General features: G+C 34.6%; 17 protein-coding genes. 12 read left to right on the top strand and 5 right to left on the bottom strand.

Translation table 11 applies throughout. The features are described from left to right. Positions 1 to 26: 26 nt before the first annotated feature. Positions 27 to 365, bottom strand: coding sequence for a membrane protein (locus tag BR43_RS02155; RefSeq protein WP_034558985.1), 339 nt, complete (start codon positions 363 to 365; stop codon positions 27 to 29). Between the two features lie 197 nt (positions 366 to 562). Here BR43_RS02155 and pepA point away from each other — a divergent pair, with 197 nt between their 5' ends. The 8 genes from pepA (at position 563) to BR43_RS02115 (ending at position 10,359) form a co-directional block, all read left to right on the top strand. Further along, positions 563 to 1,642, top strand: coding sequence for a glutamyl aminopeptidase (gene pepA / locus BR43_RS02150; protein WP_034558983.1), 1,080 nt, complete (start codon positions 563 to 565; stop codon positions 1,640 to 1,642). Between the two features lie 41 nt (positions 1,643 to 1,683). Continuing rightward, positions 1,684 to 1,995 carry a thioredoxin family protein gene (locus tag BR43_RS02145; protein WP_034558981.1) on the top strand — a complete coding sequence of 104 codons (312 nt, stop codon included), beginning with the start codon at positions 1,684 to 1,686 and terminating at the stop codon, positions 1,993 to 1,995. Positions 1,996 to 2,116: 121 nt separating this feature from the next. Further along, entirely contained in the window at positions 2,117 to 2,584 is a 468-nt protein-coding gene (locus BR43_RS02140; protein WP_034558979.1) for a universal stress protein, read from the top strand. A gap of 27 nt (positions 2,585 to 2,611) precedes the next feature. Further along, positions 2,612 to 3,226 carry a YtpR family tRNA-binding protein gene (gene ytpR / locus BR43_RS02135; RefSeq protein ID WP_034559217.1) on the top strand — a complete coding sequence of 205 codons (615 nt, stop codon included), beginning with the start codon at positions 2,612 to 2,614 and terminating at the stop codon, positions 3,224 to 3,226. A gap of 277 nt (positions 3,227 to 3,503) precedes the next feature. Further along, entirely contained in the window at positions 3,504 to 5,063 is a 1,560-nt protein-coding gene (locus BR43_RS02130; RefSeq protein WP_051933782.1) for an amidase family protein, read from the top strand. Positions 5,064 to 5,298: 235 nt separating this feature from the next. Further along, positions 5,299 to 8,124: a DNA translocase FtsK gene (locus BR43_RS02125; RefSeq protein WP_034558978.1), complete on the top strand. Its 2,826-nt coding sequence runs from the start codon at positions 5,299 to 5,301 to the stop codon at positions 8,122 to 8,124. 296 nt (positions 8,125 to 8,420) lie between these two features. Next, positions 8,421 to 9,752 carry a UDP-N-acetylmuramate--L-alanine ligase gene (murC, locus tag BR43_RS02120; RefSeq protein WP_084679692.1) on the top strand — a complete coding sequence of 444 codons (1,332 nt, stop codon included), beginning with the start codon at positions 8,421 to 8,423 and terminating at the stop codon, positions 9,750 to 9,752. Positions 9,753 to 9,891: 139 nt separating this feature from the next. Next, a complete protein-coding gene (locus BR43_RS02115) occupies positions 9,892 to 10,359 on the top strand; it encodes a MaoC/PaaZ C-terminal domain-containing protein (protein ID WP_034558976.1) in 468 nt (155 codons plus the stop codon). Positions 10,360 to 10,501: 142 nt separating this feature from the next. Here the strand turns inward: BR43_RS02115 and BR43_RS20555 are convergent, their stop codons facing one another. Continuing rightward, positions 10,502 to 10,858 carry an ISL3 family transposase gene (locus tag BR43_RS20555; protein ID WP_051933781.1) on the bottom strand — a complete coding sequence of 119 codons (357 nt, stop codon included), beginning with the start codon at positions 10,856 to 10,858 and terminating at the stop codon, positions 10,502 to 10,504. Positions 10,859 to 10,934: 76 nt separating this feature from the next. Continuing rightward, positions 10,935 to 11,186 carry a transposase gene (locus tag BR43_RS20550; protein ID WP_157463909.1) on the bottom strand — a complete coding sequence of 84 codons (252 nt, stop codon included), beginning with the start codon at positions 11,184 to 11,186 and terminating at the stop codon, positions 10,935 to 10,937. Positions 11,187 to 11,516: 330 nt separating this feature from the next. Here BR43_RS20550 and BR43_RS02105 point away from each other — a divergent pair, with 330 nt between their 5' ends. The 4 genes from BR43_RS02105 to BR43_RS02090 are packed head-to-tail and all read left to right on the top strand — an operon-like array spanning position 11,517 to position 14,021. Continuing rightward, positions 11,517 to 11,771, top strand: coding sequence for a DUF3130 family protein (locus tag BR43_RS02105; protein WP_034558974.1), 255 nt, complete (start codon positions 11,517 to 11,519; stop codon positions 11,769 to 11,771). A 21-nt stretch (positions 11,772 to 11,792) separates the two neighbouring features. Next, on the top strand, positions 11,793 to 12,149 hold the full coding sequence (locus BR43_RS02100; protein WP_034558972.1) for a hypothetical protein: 357 nt from the start codon (positions 11,793 to 11,795) through the stop codon (positions 12,147 to 12,149). Next, positions 12,137 to 13,492: a T7SS effector LXG polymorphic toxin gene (locus tag BR43_RS02095; protein WP_034558970.1), complete on the top strand. Its 1,356-nt coding sequence runs from the start codon at positions 12,137 to 12,139 to the stop codon at positions 13,490 to 13,492. The genes BR43_RS02100 and BR43_RS02095 overlap by 13 nt, the downstream gene beginning before the upstream one ends. A 10-nt stretch (positions 13,493 to 13,502) precedes the next feature. After that, positions 13,503 to 14,021 carry a hypothetical protein gene (locus BR43_RS02090; RefSeq protein ID WP_051933779.1) on the top strand — a complete coding sequence of 173 codons (519 nt, stop codon included), beginning with the start codon at positions 13,503 to 13,505 and terminating at the stop codon, positions 14,019 to 14,021. Positions 14,022 to 14,234: 213 nt separating this feature from the next. Here the strand turns inward: BR43_RS02090 and BR43_RS18930 are convergent, their stop codons facing one another. Both BR43_RS18930 and BR43_RS20695 read right to left on the bottom strand, forming a co-directional pair. After that, the gene (locus BR43_RS18930; protein WP_051933778.1) at positions 14,235 to 14,495 is read right to left on the bottom strand and encodes a transposase; all 261 of its coding nucleotides are present in this window, start codon (positions 14,493 to 14,495) and stop codon (positions 14,235 to 14,237) included. Between the two features lie 155 nt (positions 14,496 to 14,650). Next, positions 14,651 to 14,803: a transposase gene (locus tag BR43_RS20695; protein ID WP_157463907.1), complete on the bottom strand. Its 153-nt coding sequence runs from the start codon at positions 14,801 to 14,803 to the stop codon at positions 14,651 to 14,653. Positions 14,804 to 15,181 lie beyond the last annotated feature (378 nt).

Raw genomic sequence — 15,181 nt, 5'->3', positions numbered from 1 at the left:
GAGTGTATCCATGTTTTTTATTGGTTTTAAATACGATACAAATCTAAAATCGATCCTGTGTGGGCATCAGCAATAAACTCATACTGGGTTAATTGATCTTCTTCCATGCGAGAAACGCCACCATAATAAACGTCGGTTTTAAAGGCGAATTTACGTAAGGGAACACGTTTTAACTCAATCCAAGAACCTTCAATAGGTCCTTCTTCTAAAAATAAATTTTTGACAGTTGTTAGAATTTCATCTCCGTGAATCGTCTTGTTTTTTTGCATAAAGCGAGCAATGTGGTAGCCGCAAGTTAGCCCAGCACCAAAGATAAAACCACCAATTACGGCGTAAGCACTGTAGTTTGTTTCTTTCTTAGTCATTGTCTTTCCTCCAATCAATTTGTTAATGGATTCTCATTTATTATAACAAATTTCATGAAAAAAAGATAATTGAGGTATTGGCTATTAAATTATTTGGAAAAGTGCGATATAATGAAAAAGGTAAAATGAATTTGAAGGAGGGTAGATCACAAAATGGCTGTTAAATAGATAAACGATAGCTTTTTGTGAGTTCTAAAATGAATGAAGAAACTTTTTCTCTAGTTAAAAAAATGACTGAATTACAAGGTACCAGTGGATTTGAGCATTCAGTTCGCGAGGTTATGCGTAAAGAAATGACGCCACTTGTTGATGAAGTGGTTCAAGATGGTTTAGGTGGTATTTTTGGAATCCGTCGTAGTAAGGTTGAAAATGCACCAAGAATTATGTTAGCGGCTCATATGGATGAGGTTGGATTTATGTTGGCTAGCATTACAGAGCAAGGCTTATTCCGCGTTGTTCCTTTAGGCGGCTGGAATCCTTACGTAGTATCAGCACAACGTTTCACATTGCAAACTGCTAAAGGGAATTATCCGTGTGTTTCTTCTTCTGTCCCACCACATTTATTGAGAGGAACAAATGGTAGTGCTGGAACTCCCGATATTGGCGATATTCTATTTGATGCTGGTTTTGACTCAAAAGAAGAAGCGATGGCTTTTGGCGTTCGTCCAGGTGATTCAATCGTTCCGGCTGTAGAGACTGTAAAAATGGCGAATGGTAAAAAAATCTTAGGCAAAGCTTGGGATAATCGTTACGGTTGTACCGTTGTTGTAGAAGCCTTAAAAGAGTTGCAAGGAGAAGCATTACCTAATACATTAATCGCAGGTGCAAATGTTCAAGAAGAGGTTGGGTTGCGCGGAACTAAAGGTGCGGTACATCAATTTAAACCCGATTTGTTTTTTGCGGTTGACTGTTCGGCTGCGGATGATTTAACTGGTGATAAATCAAAATACGGTCATTTAGGTGAAGGTTTCTTATTACGTATTTTCGATCCAGGGATGATTACACTTAAAGGCATGCGTGAATTCTTATTAGATACAGCTGAAACGAATAACATTCCATATCAATACTTTGTTTCAAAAGGCGGTACGGATGCTGGAGCTGCTCATATTTCAAATAATGGTGTTCCAAGTGCTGTTATTGGTGTTTGTGCCCGTTATATTCACACCCATCAAACCATGTTCCATATTGATGATTATGCAGCTGCTAAGGAAATGGTTTTACAAGTTGCTCGCACGATGGATCGTAGCACATATGAAACAATCATGAAAAACAATTAAGAATAACGCTATTTTTCAATTTTGAAAAGAGGTTTTTGACAATGAAAAAATTAACAAGTGTAGCAGAATTCAATACAATGAAGCAATCTGGCAAACACCTCTTTTTCTTTACGGCAGATTGGTGCGGCGATTGTACTTTTATCAAACCTGTGATGCCTGAAATCGAAGCGGCTCATCCAGAGTTTACTTTTGTAGAAGTGGATCGCGATGAATTTATTGATTTATGTGGCGAACTATTTATTATGGGAATTCCAAGTTTTGTTGTGTTTGAAGAAGGTCAAGAGTTGGGACGTTTTGTGAATAAAGATCGTAAAACACAAGAAGAAATTGAAGCATTTATTACAGGGCTATAATTAGTTTCGCTGAATAAGAGTTTGAAGAAGGTTAAGGGTTAGTTGATTTGTCAGACATTTTAGAGAGAAAGGAAATAACTTTTTTTCTAAGGTGCCTAATTCTTAAAGGGAGCTGATAGAAATGAATGAAAAAATTCAAGAATATCAACGAATTATGGTAGCTGTTGACGGTAGTCCGGAATCTGAGAATGCACTAGATAAAGCAATTGAAACAGCTAAAAGAAATAATGCTGAATTGTTGATCGTGCATGTGATTGACAATCGTAATTATACAATGGGTGTTGTTAGTTTTGATATTGAAGCTAGTGGTGATGAGAGTCATACGATGCAAGAAGCGTTAGCAACGTATCAAAAGCAAGCTAGTGAAAATGGAGTCAAAAAAGTATATACAGAGTTAGTTACTGGCTCACCGAAAGAATTACTAGCGAAAAAATTACCAAAAGAATATCAAATTGACTTAATTTTTTGTGGTCAAAGTGGAATGAATCAAATCGAACGAATTATGATGGGCAGTATTAGCCAATTTATTATTCGTGAAGCATCTTGTGATGTTTTGGTTGTTCGTGGAAAAGAGAAAAAAACTAAATAAGTACCAAGAAATGGAGAAATAAACGTGATCATTAGTAGTTACAATCAAGCAGGAATTGGCGATACGTTAATCGTGATGCTTGCTAATAGTACATTTGCAGAACAAAGTTTTGAAAGTAAAGGTTTGGTAACGCGCATTTTTAATACTGAAACGAAAAAAACAGTTGGTTATAACTTCTTTGAGATTTCAAAATCAATGAAATTAGATGGAGCAGGTCAAATTATTTTAACGACTGAGGAAGTTGCAGAGTTAAATAAATTAATTCAAGCTGCGGGCTTTGCTGATTTATTAGAAGCGGATCCATCACCTAAATTTGTCGTTGGTTTTGTGAAAGAATGTGTGGCACATCCAGATTCAGACCATTTATCTATTACTCAGACTGAGATTGATAATGGCGAAGTCGTGCAAATCGTTTGTGGTGCACCTAATATTGCAGCGAATCAAAAAGTTGTTGTAGCGAAAGTTGGAGCTATGATGCCTAACGGATTATTAATTTGGGATGGCGAATTACGTGGCGAACCAAGTCACGGAATGATTTGTTCAGCTAAAGAGTTGAATTTGCCAGATGCGTCAGCTAAAAAAGGAATTTTAGTTCTAGCAGAGGATGCTGTAACAGGCGAAGCTTTTCCAATTGGAAAATAAGAATGAATGAAAATACAATCATGAATTTATGTTCATGATTGTATTTTTTTTTTACTTTTTTAAGCTTAGAGAGCTGTTAGAAAGCTCTTTCTTTTAGTTTGAGTTAGAGGATTAGACGAAATAGATGTACTTGGAAATCATAATACATTATATTTTTTAGTGATTGTAGGAAAGGAGTGTTTAGTTTAACTGGTGAGAAATGGAGTTCGTTTATAATAAATTAGATAGTTAATAGCAGATTAGTTCAAATCATCTGTTTTTAATATGGAGGAGTAAAATGAAATCTATCTTTAGCAAAAATAGCTTAACAAAAGTAAGTTTACTGGTTTTATTCATACTAACTGTTGGGCAATTTAATGGAGTTTCTGTTGAAGGCATTTCGCAAATAGAAATAACGACAGAACAACAGACTACAGCTGTATTTACGATTCAGGAATATGAGGATAGTTCTGCTTTACAGTTGGCGAAAGCCATTCGTGAAGGGAGAGTAACCAGTTCCGAGTTAGTTCGATTTGCCTTTCAAAAGATTAAAGAGCAAGATGGGACGTTGAATGCAATGATTAGTCTAAGAGAAACAGAAGCATTACAAGAAGCCGCCAAATTAAAGGATGAGGGACAGCCCTTTTTTGGTGTTCCTATGATTTTAAAAGGATTAGGACATACAATTGCTGGTGGGAAAAATACAAATGGACTAACTTTTCTAGAAGGTACTATTTCAAAAAATTCGGGAACATTGACGAAAGCTTTTCAAAAAGCGGGCTTTATTGTGATTGGTCAAACAAATTATCCGGAACTCGGACTAAAAAATAGTACAAATTCTATGTTATATGGTCCTACTGCTAGCCCGTGGAATCCATTATATCAAGCTGGTGGTTCCTCAGGTGGCTCAGCGGCAGGTGTTGCAGCTGGGTATGCTCCAATTGGATCGGGAAGTGATGCCGGAGGTTCAATCCGAATTCCGGCATCGTGGAATGGGCTTGTTGGGTTGAAGCCTTCTAGAGGGATTTTAGTTGGGAATTCTGCTAGTGAACGCAATCAAACGAGTCATTTTGCAGAGGCGAAAACAATGTCAGATACGGAAGCTTTATTCAATACTTTGTTAACAAAGGAAATTCCAGTCAACGATCTTAATAAAAATACGGCAAAAATTGCTTATTCTGTAAAATCACCTGTTGGGACAGACGTTCAACCAGAAGCAAAAAAAGCAGTAGAGAATGCAGTTCAATTTTTAAGAGAAAAAGGTTTTCAAGTTGAAGAAGTGGATTATCCGATTGATGGCAAACAATTAATGATGGATTATTATACACTAGCAGCCAGCTCGGCAGGGATTATTGATTATTTGGCAATGCAAAAAGTCAAACGACATGTTACTAGTGAGGATGTTGATATCACAACTTGGGCATTGTACCAAACAAGCAAAGACCTAACAAAGAATGATGTAGATGAAGCCTGGTCATCAATTCATGTAGCAACTAGTCAAATGCAACAATTTTATCAAGAATATACTCTTTTCTTAACGCCGACAACAGCGTCAACAGCTCCGTTAGTATCGGATCGTTTAATTAAAGATGGCGATAGTCAGCGAATTGAAAACATGGTGACTTTATCAAAGGAAGAGAAGCGAAAATTAATTTATGAACATTGGTTGCCTGCATTAACCTATACCCCGTTTACGCAATTGGCAAATTTAACAGGAGAGCCAGCAATTAGTTTGCCTACATTTGTAGCAGAAAATGGTTTGCCTCTAGGGATTCAATTCAGCGCAGCACGGAATCAGGATCGTCTATTAATTGAAGTAGGGAAGTTATTTGAAACAAATAATCGTTTTAAACAATGATTGGCTGAAAATAATTAAGATGGTTTCAGAATAATCTAATAGTGAGATTAGTTAAAAATAGTAGATTTTATTTTTTATAAAAAGATTTAACTTAAGCTGATTTGCTGATAGAGGAAATTCTATTAGCAAATTATTTTTTTAGTTTCCCAACCTTTTCTTAATCGTTTTTAGCTATAAACTAGGGCTAAGATATGTTAAACTAAAAAAGAATAGTAAGGAAAGGAAAGGTGTTATCATGCCACATTATGATGGACCACGTTATCAAGATGACCACAACAATTCAAAGAAATTTAAATTTCCTTTCTATACGGATACTGACAAAGTGACGCAGAAAGAAAAAGAGGAATCCTTAGATGATGAAAAAAAACATAAAGTAAATTCAGATAGTAAGCCAGTAAAGCGTTCAAGAGAAGGACGACATTCTGTTCCAGATGCTGTTTTTTCAGAGTTTTTAACTCGAACAGAGTCGTATTCAAGAACTGAAACAAAAGCTGTTGAAAAACAGGAACAAAAGGCTTTTGAAGAACGCAAAAAACAAATTGACAAACGAATTGCCGATAAAAATATGGTCCGGACAGCTCTTGAAAAAAATGCAACAGCGTATGTCGAATCTAGAAGTTCAACGCCTTTTAAAGTCCAGAAGATACCCTCACCAATTTATGGTTTCCAAAAAGAACGTACAACACTAAAATCTGGTGTAGATTATGAAAAAATGGCAGAATTATTAAAAAAAGAATTTGATACATTTATTTTATTGGCAACGGATGATGAATTAGAGGAAGAGTTCAGTGAAGTTGAGATTCCAAAATTAACGTTGGAAGTAACAGATAGTGAAGAGATTGAACTAGAAGAAGTACAGGATGTACCAGAAGAAATTGAAATTATCGAAGAAGAAGTATCGACAGAATTTGAAGTTTTAAATGAGTCTACTGACCCATCAGAGATGGAGTTAAAAGAAGAAGCGAAACATGAAAGACGTTTGCAACGCTCGTTACAAGGGATGATTGAGGAAGAACAAGATATTCATTTAAATCGTGGAACGAATGTGGCGCGTTATTTTGGCGAAGAGAAGGAAGAAATTGAAGAAGAGCTTTCTGTTCAACCGGAATTAGTAGTTCCTGATGTTCAAGAAGAGGATCAACTAGATATAGAGGAATCAGGATCTTTGGAGAAAGCTAAAAATGAGGAAGAAAGTGAACTTGAATTTCAAGCTGCTTTAAGTCGTTTTAACTATTTAAGGAAACAACTAGAAGAGCAACAAGAAATGAGTCAAGAATCTGCCGAAAGTCCAATGATAATTGAACCTGCTAATGAACCAGATGAGATTTTGATTGAAGATATAGAAGAATCTGACTTTGATAATACCAATTTAGAAACTGATTTTTCTGAGGAAGAATTGCCAAGGGAAATAGACAATGAGTTCAGTGAAGAAGTTGAATTATCAGATGAACCAGATTTGACTCCTCAGTTCATTGAAGTTGAAGAAACTCTGAAAGAAGAAGTAGGACTAATGGATACTTCTGAGATTGAATTAGAAACGCAGCAGGAATTACCTCAAGTCCCAAGTCAACAACAAAAGGTTGAAACAATGAATGAGCCTGTAGCAACAATGGATTCTATTTCAGAAAATGAAGAACGAGAATTACGCCAATATCAGTTGCCTTCATTAGATTTATTGAATCCACCAGTTGAATTTACAGATAATGTTATTGATGATTGGGTTTTGGAGCAAGCGGAACTTTTAAATGAATCTTTAGATGCTTTTGGGGTAGATGCGCAAGTGATTGGTTGGACGATTGGACCAGCAGTAACTCAATTTGAATTGCAATTAGGACGCGGAGTTAAGGTAAATAAAATCACGAATTTATCAGATGATTTAAAACTTGCTTTAGCGGCTAAAGATATTCGGATTGAAGCACCAATTCCTGGAAAAAGCTCGGTAGGCGTGGAGATTCCCAACTGTTCATCAAGACCAGTGATGCTTTCAGAAGTAATGGGGAGCCAAGTTTTTAAAGAGAGTAAATCACCATTAACGGTAGCGTTAGGAGTCAATCTAGCCGGAGAAGCAATGGTAACAACGATTGAAAAAATGCCTCATGGTTTGATTGCGGGTGCTACTGGTTCAGGTAAAAGTGTCTTTATTAATTCGTTGTTAATCAGTATTCTTTATAAAGCAAAACCAAACGAAGTCAAATTGATTTTAATTGATCCTAAAGCCGTTGAATTAGCTCCTTATAATGATATTCCACACCTGCTTTCACCGGTCATTTCTGAGCCGAAAGCAGCCGCAGAGGCTTTAAAATGGGCTGTTAATGAGATGGAAGAACGTTATCAAAAACTAGCTGCAGCGGGTGTTCGGAATATTGAACGTTTCAATGAGAAAGCAGAGGAAACTGGCGAATATGGTTTGAAGATTCCTTATATTGTGATCATTATTGATGAGTTAGCTGATTTAATGATGGTGGCTAGCAATGAAGTGCAAGATTATATTGCACGGATAACACAAAAAGCTCGTGCGGCAGGAATTCATTTGCTTGTTGCAACACAACGCCCAAGTGTCGATGTCATTACGGGTACGATTAAAAATAATATTCCAACTCGAGTAGCTTTTATGGTTTCTAGTCAAATCGATTCGAGAACAATCTTAGATATTGGTGGTGCTGAAAAATTATTAGGTCGTGGAGATATGCTCTTTATGGAAAATGGATCGGGTAGACCCATTCGGATTCAAGGCACTTATGTTGAGCAAGAAATTGACTCAGTCGTAAAACACATTAAAGATCAAAGAGGTCCTAATTATTTGTTTGAGCCAGAAACTTTGTTAGCTAAACTTGAATTAATTGAAGGTCGAGATGAGTTATTTGAATCGATTTTAGAATTTATTGCTGGAGAAGAAACGGTTTCTGTTTCGCTATTGCAACGTAAATTTAAAATAGGTTTTAACCGAGCCTCAAATTTAATTGAAACTTTAGAAAATCAAAATTTGATTTCTGGAAACAAAGGATCAAAACCTAGAGATGTCTTTCTAACACAGGCAGAATATGAAAAAAACTATTTATAGAGCTTCGTTGATTAAAAGCGACAATTAATTTTGTAGCTTTTTTCAATTTTTTAATCCTAAGAATCTGTTCATTTAGGATAAAATCAGTAGGCTAAAAAATAAAATCGTGCTATACTGTATTCATTGCATTTTAACAAGTGAAAGCATAATGACTAAAAGGCTTTCATTTAAAACAACTATATTGATTGTTATTTTTCTCACTGTTTTTTTGAAATATGATCAAATGAAATTAAATTTAATGAAGTATAAAAATGATTGTTATAAAAGCTTGGAACAAAAAATTTGGAGGCATTATAATGAATAAACAAACAACGTATCACTTTGTCGGAATTAAAGGATCTGGGATGAGTGCTTTAGGATTAGTTTTACATGATAAAGGATTTAAAGTACAAGGATCAGATGTTGAAAAATATTACTTCACGCAAAAAGGCATTGAAGAAGCAGGTATTTCGATTTTGCCATTTTCTAAAGACAATATTCATGATGGTTTAACGATAATTGCTGGAAATGCGTTCCCTGATTCACATGAAGAAATTCAAGCGGCTATAGAGATGGGCTTGCCAGTTATTCGTTACCACAAATTCATTGGAGAATTTTTAAAAGAATATACAAGTATTGCAATTACAGGTTCTCATGGTAAAACAACAACAACAGGTTTATTAGCTCATGTATTAAGTTCAATTGAACCAACGAGTTATATTATTGGAGATGGAACAGGTCATGGTGTTCCAGATGCGGACTTCTTTGTTTTAGAGGCTTGTGAATACCGTCGCCATTTCTTAGCGTACCAACCAGACTACGCAATTATGACGAATATTGATTTTGATCATCCTGATTATTTTACTGGAGTGGAGGATGTTTTCTCAGCATTCCAAACATTGGCTAATCAAGTTCAAAAAGGAATTATCGCTTGCGGAGAAGACGATGAATTGAAGAAATTAAAAGCTCCAGTTCCAATCTATTATTATGGTTTTTCAGATAACCATGAATATCAAGCTAAAAATATTGTTCGTAGTACAACAGGATCAACGTTTGATGTTTATGTAAAAGGTGTTTTTTATGGTCACTTTGCGATTCCAACTTTTGGTGAACACAATGTATTAAATGCTTTAGCAGTAATTGCTGCTTGTCAATTAGAAGGAATTCCAGAAAATTTAATTGCCGAAAATTTACAAACTTTCCAAGGTGTAAAACGCCGTTTTAGTGAAAAAGTAATTAGTGATATGGTGATTATTGACGATTATGCACATCATCCACAAGAAATTCGTGTAACTCTTGATGCGGCTCGTCAAAAATTCCCTGAAAAAGAAATTATTGCTGTTTTCCAACCACATACATTTACTCGAACTATTGCGTTATTAAGTGACTTTGCTGAAGCATTGAACTTAGCTGATCGCGTTTATTTATGTGATATATTTGGCTCAGCTCGTGAAGAACAGGGAAATGTAACGATTCAAGATTTAGCGGATAAAATTACTGACGGAGCGATTGTCTTAAAAGAAGAGAATATGTCTCCACTTTTAGATCATCATGATGCAGTTGTTATATTTATGGGTGCAGGAGATGTTCAAAAATTTGAATATGCCTATGAAACCTTATTAAGCAGATCAATTTTAAGAAATAACTAAAATAGAGTGATGCAATAAAACGATGACAGAAAATTCTGTTGTCGTTTTTATTCATTTAAACTTAGAAATTTATGGTAGAATAAAGACTAAACTAAAGTAAATAGTGAAAAAATAAATGAATCTGGGGAGTTAGAAAAATATGATGGGGAAACCTAGAAAGATTGGGAAAAAGATTAATGAACTAGCTGAAGGCGATAATTTAAGCGTAACGGAAATTATCGAAGATAAAGATATTTTGCTTTATTTAGGTTTAACGAATGATGCCAACCCTTTATTTGTCCAACATGATTATGCTAGCAAGACTGCTTATGAAAAACCTCTTGTTCCACCGGTTATGCTCATTGGAATTATGACGAGCGCCATTTCTAAGCATTTACCAGGTCCTGGTTCTAATGTAGTCAATGTTTCCGTGAATATGGTCAATCCTGTTTTTCATTATGAAACCATTACGTTTGATTTTGAAGTGATTCGCGTGGATTTAATGAAGGAAGTGGTGACAATTACGGTAGATGCCAAGAATATGTTAGGAGAACGTGTGATTGATGCAGTCTTTATGGTGGAACCACCTAAGGTTGAATTTGGTTTAAGTGACGATCTTGTTGAATAAGTTAATAAAATAAAAAGAGGAACTACGATTATTTTTATGATTGTAGTTCCTCTTTTTATTTTAATGGCTCTTTGTCAAATCGTGTTGGTGAAGAATCAATTGACTAAAATCATGGAATAGGTGAGGCATTTTAATTCGTCACCTATTTTTCTTTTCTCTTGTTTTTGGTTAAACGTTCTCCTTGAATGAGATAAATTCGTGTACGAAAGTTGATAAAGTTCCGGTACCCATAGGCAACTCGTTTAATGACTTTAATTTTATTGTTTAGCCCTTCAACGATTCCATTAGAATAAGGAAGATGAAGGGCATTTGAAATGCCTTCCTTATGCTTTTTAAAGAAAGTCAGTTTCTTACGAAACCAATCAGGTAAGCTCTTAGGTAATTGGTCGATTAAATCGAAAAATAACTCACTATTTTTACAAAGTATGGCATACTTAAGCAAGTGCATTTCATCATAAGCTTGTTTGAGAAGTGGATGATAGGTTAAGAGTTCATCCATGATATCTTTTTGGCAGAGTGGTCGTTTTAAACAAGCGATTATAAAAACGTTTTTCTGTGTCTAACTGATTGGAATCTTAAAAAAATAAAGACCAGTATCGTTTTAAACGACGATACTTTTTTGCATCCTCCGAGTTGCTTTTCTTTAATCGATTCATTAGTTGAATCCGTAAAGTATTAAAGGTTCGTTGGATATGCTGAATAATATGGAATCGATCACTAACTAAGTGGGCATTTGGAAAAACAGATTTTACTAATTGTCCATAGCTGGCATTCATATCCATCACCAAGTATTTTACGTGGGGTCGTGCCTTATGAGAATAACGCATAAAATGAGCGAGCGGATAACTTTTATATGAGGACTCTTTTTTAAAGATGTGACATGAGATTACTAGTAATTGTTCAATATTAAATTAATATTTTTTCCACCTTTTAAGTAGATATATTTATAGTTATATTTGTAATAGATAAAAAAGATGTACCTAACAGGTACTGATAACTACTAGTAGATAATAATTATAAAATAAATAACGTTCATTTTGTAGAGTGGTAGCACTTATGATAAAATTAAAAATATCATAATTGTAAATGTTTTAATTTATGATATACATTCAAAAAAATACATTAACCGTAAATTTATTAACTTACAGGAGGATTTTATGGAAGAAAAAGTAACCACTAATTCAACTATTGTTACCATGGTAACAATAGGGATGACTGAATCAAGTTCTCACGTTTCATTTGATGTAAAAAAAGACATTTCATATTCTAAAAGTACTGCTGTAACAATTTTATCCGAATGTTTAGGAGACATGAAAAAAGCGACTACACAATTTAAGTCAGCCATTAAAGTGGATGTTGGAAATTTAGTGAAGATTCATGAAGCGATTCAAAAAACAGATGAAAATTTGTAGCCACTTGAAAGGGAGTTGAGAATGAAGAAGAACAGTCGAGTAGTGAACGAAGAGTATTTGGACATAGAAGATGAATTAAAAGGTTTAAAAAAAGCGAATTTGTCAATTGAAAATGCCTATTCAGATTTTCAAAATTATTCGAGAAAAGAGTTCGATTTATGGGAATCAATTCGCCGATTGAGTAGTGGTACGGAAGCCGAAGCGTCAGTTTTAAGGGAATTTGATTATTTGGAAGAAGAACGTCATTTTTTTTATGGGAAATTAGCAGAAGGCGAAGAGGAGTTAGAACAAGTAATGAAATCAAAAATAAAGAAAAGAGTTGAGTTGGAAGAATCTCTTTTTGAAGTCAGAAAAGAGGAAAATAAATGCCACGAATAGACTACCAAGAACTAAAAGCTCTTTCTGAGGAAGTTACCAAATTGAGACAAGAAACGGTCTCTTATTTAAAAGAGTACGACAAGTCAAATGATTTATTTACCGAAGATAGGGAGTTATTGGGAGCGGCTTGGTCGTCTGGTAAACAGTATCATGGGCAATATAAGATGATTTCAGATGCTATTTTTAATGCTCTGTACGATTTGGATGATTCGATTAAGAACTATCTAAAAGAATTTAAAAATGTCGTGGGAGAAGCTGAAAATAAGCTAGATACAGACGAGTTACAAGAGTTAGAAAACGATTTAAGACGCTTGCAAACACAAAAACTAGAATTTATGGAAGCTATGGCAGAAGTGTTCAAAGACGTTCCAGTCTTAAAAGAATTTTTTGGGAATAATACGATGAACGGACGAATGAAAGAAATCGAAGTGTTGAAACGATATGAACACTTTGAAAATACAACACAAGGGAATTTTGATGGGGTAAGAGAAACAATCCAAGCGATTTTAGAAGGATTGGCGTATTTAGGTCAAAGTAAACATTTTGAGAGCGGGGCAAGTGGGTATCGTGTTGAGGACATTTCGGGAAGTAGTTGGTATAAACACATATCTGGTTACAATAAAGCCAACGAAAAAGATCGTTATGAAGTCAAAGAAGTGAAGACAAAATATGGTACGTTTTATCAAGTGTTGAAAAATGGAAAAGTTGATAAAGATGCAACAGAAGCTTATAATGAAATTTTATTGGAAGAGCAATGGGATGATGTAAAAGATAAAGTGAATACGGCAAAAGATGTCGTTGATATTCTGTCCTATTTAATTGGAAATACGGTAAAAGTTGTCGGAGGTGGAACAACTGCGATAGTGGGTGTAGTTGGGATTACAGGCGCTTATGCGGTTGTAGAGCTTGCGAGTGGTGGAACAGCAACTATTTTTCTACCAGGAGTTGCGACAGCAGGTGTAGCAGTGGCAGGAACTGGAACAGCGATAATGGTAGATGGGCTAAACGGTTTTCAAAATGGTTATGAAGGCAATGTGATGTTTTCCAATAATGGGAAGATTACGAGTAAGACTTTTGGGAACAAACCAATTGAAACAACCGTAGATAGTACAAAATTAAAAATACGAGTAGATGCAGAACCTGACGGAAATAAAATTCAAATTCAATCTGGTGGAGGAAAGAAATCAACACGAGATGATAGAATTAAGCTAGAAAAAATAACAGACAAGGAAAGCATAAAAAAATTAATTGCAAAAGATCTTAAAAGATCTTTGAGTAAAGGTCAATTAGAAGATTTAATCAATCGAATATGGAAAGCTTATATTTGGCTAAAGACAAAATAAGGAGAAAAAAATGAGAATATATATAATAATTAATAAATCATCAATAGAACTAGACTATCGAGAGTTATCAGAAAAAATGTGGTTCAAATGTTATCTAAATAAAAAACTAGAAATTTCTCATGGTGGTAACACAGAAACTTTGAAGGAAAATTACAGATTAACTTTAAAATGGGATAAATGGTTAAACGATAAGCGATGGAATGTTTTGAATACCGATTTAGATTCAGAATATATATATGTTGCTCCAATTAGAGATAAGCATATTTTGTATTTTGAAACCGACCATCTCGATATTCTAACAGTAGATAAACGAGCTCTATACACCATGGTATGCGAACTTGCAAAAGAGGTTCAAGGAACGATCAGTGATGACAATGAAGAAAATTGGTTAACACTTGAAGAATTTAAAGAAAAGCATCAAGAAATATTAAACTTAACATTTGAAGAAGCGAATGAAATTAGTTTAAAAGAAGTGGAAACAATGACGCCATTAGATGAACCTGAAGAAAATGAAGTTGATTACTCATGAAGAATAAAGTAAAAAAATAAAAAGAAGTTAGCAAGGGAAACCTCAACATTTGGTGGTGAAAAATCAACTTGAGATGACAGAATTGACATAAAAGATATTACGGATAAGTCAAGTATAGAAGGCTTAATTCCAAAACAAGTGAAGCGAAGTTTAAGTAAAGGAAAACTTGAAGAGCTAATCAACAATATTTGGAAAGCTTATGTTTGGCTAATATCAAATAATGACTTTAATTTTATTGTTTAGCCCTTCAACGTTTCCATTAGAATAAGGAAGATGAAGGGCATTTGAAATGCCTTCCTTATGCTTTTTAAAGAAAGTCAATTTCTTACGAAACCAATCAGGTAAGCTCTTAGGTAATTGGTCGATTAAATCGAAAAATAACTCACTATTTTTACAAAGTATGGCATACTTAAGCAAGTGCATTTCATCATAAGTTTGTTTGAGAAGTGGATGATAGGTTAAGAGTTCATCCATGATATCTTTTTGGCAAAGTGGTCGTTTAAACAAGCGATTATAAGAACGTTTTTCTGTGTCTAACTGATTGGAATCTTAAAAAAATAAAGACCAGTATCGTTTTAAACGACGATACTTTTTTGCATCCTCCGAGTCGCTTTTCTTTAAGTGATTCATTAGCTGGCATTCATATCCATCACCAAGTATTTTACATGGAGTCGTGCCTTATGAGAATAACGCATAAAATGAGCGATTAGATGTGGTAGTTTTCGGTCTTCAAGAATATCAATGAGCTGATGAGTTTCTCCATCTACACAAATAAAACTCATCTATTGAATTATATTTTAAGAAATACTCAACAGGTAGTCCAGATGAAGTTCAGTCAGCTTTCCCAAAATTAGTAAAAATCATTTTAAGTAACTATGAAATTTCTTCTTCGCTATCTGGCTTTTTTTTTGGTAAAATAGAAGAGATAAAATTTAGTGAAGAATTAAGTGGAAGAATGACTAAAATTGAGACACGCACTTATAGCTAAGGCACCCTATGAAGAAGCGGACCTAGGGCTGCCTATCGACTGTTTTCCAATAGTGAAAAGAGGTCATTTTATCCAGCACCATTTTCAAAAGAAAAAATAGCAGAATGGATTCGTTGGTCAATGGAACATTTATCGGTGATTGTGGCTTTGTCAAACAAGTCGTCGACGGTGA

This window comes from Carnobacterium gallinarum DSM 4847, from assembly GCF_000744375.1.
Classification (GTDB): Bacteria; Bacillota; Bacilli; order Lactobacillales; family Carnobacteriaceae; genus Carnobacterium; species Carnobacterium gallinarum.
Note: the sequence above shows the minus strand (reverse complement) of the source record. Positions and strands in the feature narration are given on the sequence as shown.

Coding starts and splice junctions, on each gene's coding strand:
- BR43_RS20555 (WP_051933781.1), bottom strand. CDS start 10,858: ATGGATGAACTCTTAACCTATCATCCACTTCTCAAACAAGCTTATGAT.
- BR43_RS02130 (WP_051933782.1), top strand. CDS start 3,504: ATGAAATCTATCTTTAGCAAAAATAGCTTAACAAAAGTAAGTTTACTG.
- BR43_RS02090 (WP_051933779.1), top strand. CDS start 13,503: ATGAGAATATATATAATAATTAATAAATCATCAATAGAACTAGACTAT.
- pepA (WP_034558983.1), top strand. CDS start 563: ATGAATGAAGAAACTTTTTCTCTAGTTAAAAAAATGACTGAATTACAA.
- BR43_RS02125 (WP_034558978.1), top strand. CDS start 5,299: ATGCCACATTATGATGGACCACGTTATCAAGATGACCACAACAATTCA.
- BR43_RS02100 (WP_034558972.1), top strand. CDS start 11,793: ATGAAGAAGAACAGTCGAGTAGTGAACGAAGAGTATTTGGACATAGAA.
- BR43_RS02115 (WP_034558976.1), top strand. CDS start 9,892: ATGATGGGGAAACCTAGAAAGATTGGGAAAAAGATTAATGAACTAGCT.
- BR43_RS02140 (WP_034558979.1), top strand. CDS start 2,117: ATGAATGAAAAAATTCAAGAATATCAACGAATTATGGTAGCTGTTGAC.
- BR43_RS02105 (WP_034558974.1), top strand. CDS start 11,517: ATGGAAGAAAAAGTAACCACTAATTCAACTATTGTTACCATGGTAACA.
- BR43_RS20695 (WP_157463907.1), bottom strand. CDS start 14,803: ATGAGTTTTATTTGTGTAGATGGAGAAACTCATCAGCTCATTGATATT.
- BR43_RS02145 (WP_034558981.1), top strand. CDS start 1,684: ATGAAAAAATTAACAAGTGTAGCAGAATTCAATACAATGAAGCAATCT.
- BR43_RS20550 (WP_157463909.1), bottom strand. CDS start 11,186: ATGCGTTATTCTCATAAGGCACGACCCCACGTAAAATACTTGGTGATG.
- BR43_RS18930 (WP_051933778.1), bottom strand. CDS start 14,495: ATGGATGAACTCTTAACCTATCATCCACTTCTCAAACAAACTTATGAT.
- BR43_RS02155 (WP_034558985.1), bottom strand. CDS start 365: ATGACTAAGAAAGAAACAAACTACAGTGCTTACGCCGTAATTGGTGGT.
- murC (WP_084679692.1), top strand. CDS start 8,421: ATGAATAAACAAACAACGTATCACTTTGTCGGAATTAAAGGATCTGGG.
- BR43_RS02095 (WP_034558970.1), top strand. CDS start 12,137: ATGCCACGAATAGACTACCAAGAACTAAAAGCTCTTTCTGAGGAAGTT.